The organism is Okeania sp. SIO3B5, from assembly GCF_010692555.1.
Lineage (GTDB): Bacteria > Cyanobacteriota > Cyanobacteriia > Cyanobacteriales > Microcoleaceae > Okeania.
In genome coordinates this window covers 1-3823 of sequence record NZ_JAAHHG010000735.1, presented here as the reverse complement: position 1 = coordinate 3823, position 3823 = coordinate 1, and the positions used below count along the sequence as shown (strand labels likewise).

The following is a 3823-nucleotide window of genomic DNA, read 5'->3' as shown; positions in this document are numbered from 1 at the left end:
GAGTGGGGGAGTGGGGGAGTGGGGGAGTGAGGGAGTGAGGGAGTGAGGGAGTAGAAAGTAGTTATGTAATTATCAACATATATTACAGCAGATTCCACTTTCATTAGGTACTCCCGTCGTGGGCAAGATGCCCGCACTTGCATTGATTGACAGCGCTTTTCAAATTTATGAACCACATCGCCATAAGCAAAACCTAGTAGGGACGTTGCATGCAACGTCCCTACTGTTGTAATTATGGTTTGCTGATTAAATCTCAAATAATTACCAGATAAAGGTTTTAGCCTTTTTAGGTATTGAAAAAGTACATGGTTTTCAGCTCTTCATGCTCAAAAAGTTATAGCGCTGTGCGCAGGCAACAGGCAACAGGCAACAGGGGGAATGAATTGCTGATAATATAAGACTTTTAGCTATTTGGCCCCTCCTGCAATTTGTAAATATACCAGCGCTCATTGCTATAGCATTTTTAGCGCATAGTTGGGCAAAAAAATTCTCCCCTACTCCCCTACTCCCCTTTTCCCCTCCACCGGAGGGGGAGGGGCGAGGGGTGGGTCCCCTACTCCTTAAAAAGACTTTTTCAGCAAACCCTAATTATTAATCTCTGTACTTCATATAGAATCCGCTAGTATATAACCGGATTCTATATGAAGAGGCAAGAAGCGAAGTAGGAGATGTCTTTTCTTCCTTCTTCCTTCTTCCTTCTTCCCTCTTCCTTCTTCCTTCTTCCTTCTTCCTTCTTCCTTCTTCCTTCTTCCCTCTTCCTTCTTCCCTAAACTATAACTTGATTAGGATTAGCTGTAGTAGTAATCATATGTTCCACTTGGTCGGGAGTTAAAAAAGGATTAGCACTCAAGACTAAAGCAGCTACACCAGCAACATGAGGAGCAGCAAATGATGTACCACTTCGATTTCCAAAATCATTATTAGGAAGAGTCGAATAAATATTTTCTCCAGGAGCAACAACATAATTTAATGTTATTGAACCAGCACGGTTAGAAAAGTCACTAATTCTACCTATAAAATCTGTTGCCCCAGCAGCAATTCCCCATTGTTGTAGATTATTAGCTGGATATTTAGGAAAACTACCACCGTCATTACCTGCTGCCATAGCTACCACAACTCCTCTTTCTGTTGCGTAACGGATGGCATCATTTACTACAGGAGAATAAAAATCTCTCCCAAAGCTCATATTAATTACATGGGCACCATTATTAACTGCATAATAAATACCAGCAGCAGCATTATCAGGTAAAATTCTCTCAAAATTTCCTACCTTAACAGGCATAATTTTAGCATTAGGAGCAATTCCTGTAATTCCTAAGCCATTTTGTTGAGCGGCGATCGTACCTGCAATATGAGTACCGTGACCCAAAAAATCCATCGGCTCATTATCATTATTGATAATATCCCATCCCCTAACATCATCTATATATCCATTACCATCATCATCAAAACCATTGTTAGGAATTTCATTGATGTTAGTCCAGATATTACCTGCTAAATCAAAATGATTGTAGTCTACCCCACTATCTATTACTGCTACTACAATACCTTGTCCGGTATAACCTTGATTCCAGACTTCGGGAGCATTAATTGCTTCGACATCCCAATTATTAAAATCAAAAACTTCAGGAAAAGGAGTTGGTGCGTTGATAGTTTGAGCAACTGCTGCATTTGCATCAACTAAACCATATCCATAGATACTATCAAAACCACCAGAATTAAATGAAGATCCAGAATTAAATGAAGGTGTTGCTGATAAACTCAGATTATAATTTGTATTTCCACTGTATTGACTTACTTTAACGTAATAAGTACCGGGGTCTAAATTAGACACATTTATTTCTTCGGAAGCGCTGCCTGAAGCAAGAGAATAATCAATTATTTCTCCAAAACCATCGTTATTTTTGTCTTCGAGCAAGTCAACATCAGCATCTGCACTCAAGCCAGATAAAAATAAGTTAAAGTCACTGGTTGTATTCAAATGGAAACGATAATAGTCTACGGAGTCGAAGTCACCTACAAAATCATTCCAAATTTGATTGGTATTCAAAACTCCAATATCGCGAGCGTTGATCAAGGTGTCATCTGACTGTGGGAATGGGTTGATTTGACTTGCTATTCTTTGAGGAGTAATGAATTCACCAGTTAGTAGATCTATTTCGGACTGGTTTTCGATAACTTTAGTTTGAGATTCTAGGTAAGGAGTAATATTACTGTTTATTTGTGGGGGGAAATTTATTTCATCTGTAACAATTTGCTGTTTTGTTAAGATATCATTAACAGATAAAATTGCTTCTTCATAACTATTTAATTGTTTTAATTGTTCGGGTATGATATAATTGTTATTCACATCAATAGTTGGAAGAAGATTATCGGCGGAATTTTCAGGATAGCTTGAAGGAAACATAGTTCTTTGGGGTAGATAGTACAAATATTTTTATGTTTATGAAGGAGTCAGGTAGGGGAGCCGTCGGATTGGCGACGTACAGGAGTCAGGAGTCAGGAGGGAAGAAAGAAGAAGAAAGAAAAAGTTTTTTGATCACGCTCTTATCTAGATATGATATAAGTCCTGAAAGGGAAAAAGTAGATATTTCCCAAATTTTTAATTGTTCTAAACACAGGGGGAGGACATCACCTCTGTATAAACAGCAGTCAGCTTTTTTTTCTGACTGAAGAATCCCGCGTTCGTCATGTCGCGTTAGCGCAACGTCGGGAGTATGTCAAACAAACGATCTAAACTGTTTGTAGTTGTGCTTTAGCCCGAACACAAGTATTTGAGGGGCTAAAACACAACTACGAGCTGTATTTGATATCAAATCCGGTAGCATCGGTGTAATTAGATAGTTAATCTAGGAGTCAGGAGTCAGGAGAAAAGAGAATTTAGAAAGATTTGCTCTTTAGGTGAAGATGAAAATTTTTTTATACCGAACCCGAACGGATTTGATATGACTTATGAAATAGCTCAAACAGCAGGATATTACTAATCTAGCTTTTTCTTCTTCCTTCTTCCTTCTTCCCTCTTTCTTCTTCCTTATTCTATATGAAAGGAAACCTTAACCTATGTAAAATCAATATATATCTGATTGATTAGAGGTTATGCACAAAAAAACTCGGCTAATTTCAGTAACCGGGTTTCTAATTTATCAAGATGTTGCGAGAAGACCCGCGCTCTCCTCCAAGGGAGCGTCGGGATGAATCGCAATCAATGTTGATATTTCATACACAATGTGTTAAAATGTAATAAAGTTAATTAGCAAATAATCATAGATGGTTGAAAAAGCGTACAAATTTAGGTTTTACCCAACTCCGGAACAGGAAAATCTGTTGAGGAGAACCTTGGGATGTGTACGTCTTATCTATAACAAAGCTTTGGCTGCTAGAACTCAAGCTTGGTATGAACACCAAGAACGAGTAGGCTACAAACAAACCTCAGCTATGCTGACTCACTGGAAAAAGCAGGAAGATTTAGATTTTCTGACTGAAGTAAGTAGTGTAGCATTGCAGCAAGGATTGAGACATCTACAAACAGCTTTCACTAACTTTTTTAGTGGACGTGCCAAATATCCTAACTTTAAGAAAAAACGGAATGGTGGTAGTGCTGAGTTTACGAAGTCGGCATTTAAGTGGAAAGATGGTCAAGTCTATCTAGCTAAATGCTCTGAACCGTTACCTATTAGATGGAGTAGACAACTACCGCAAAACTGTGTGCCAACAACAATAACAGTGAAACTTGACCCCTCTAGTAGATGGTCTGTGTCTTTGAGAGTCAATGATACCAGGGATTTAAAACTTAAACCAGTCCAGAAACAAATAGGTATTGATT

The 3823-nt window shown here is 38.4% G+C and carries 3 protein-coding genes; 1 reads left to right on the top strand and 2 read right to left on the bottom strand.

The features are described from left to right. Together F6K54_RS41675 and F6K54_RS41670 are read right to left on the bottom strand one after the other, a co-directional pair. A partial coding sequence (locus F6K54_RS41675) for a hypothetical protein (RefSeq protein WP_293090363.1) occupies positions 1–257 on the bottom strand: 257 nt, incomplete at its 3' end. A gap of 509 nt (positions 258–766) precedes the next feature. Beyond that, positions 767–2407 (bottom strand): S8 family serine peptidase, encoded by a 1641-nt coding sequence (locus tag F6K54_RS41670; protein WP_293090362.1) that lies wholly within the window; start codon positions 2405–2407, stop codon positions 767–769. 860 nt (positions 2408–3267) lie between these two features. On the opposite strand from F6K54_RS41670, the gene F6K54_RS41665 reads away from it, so the two are divergent. Beyond that, positions 3268–3823 (top strand): transposase (locus F6K54_RS41665; RefSeq protein ID WP_293090361.1); only part of this gene is annotated, 556 nt, incomplete at its 3' end.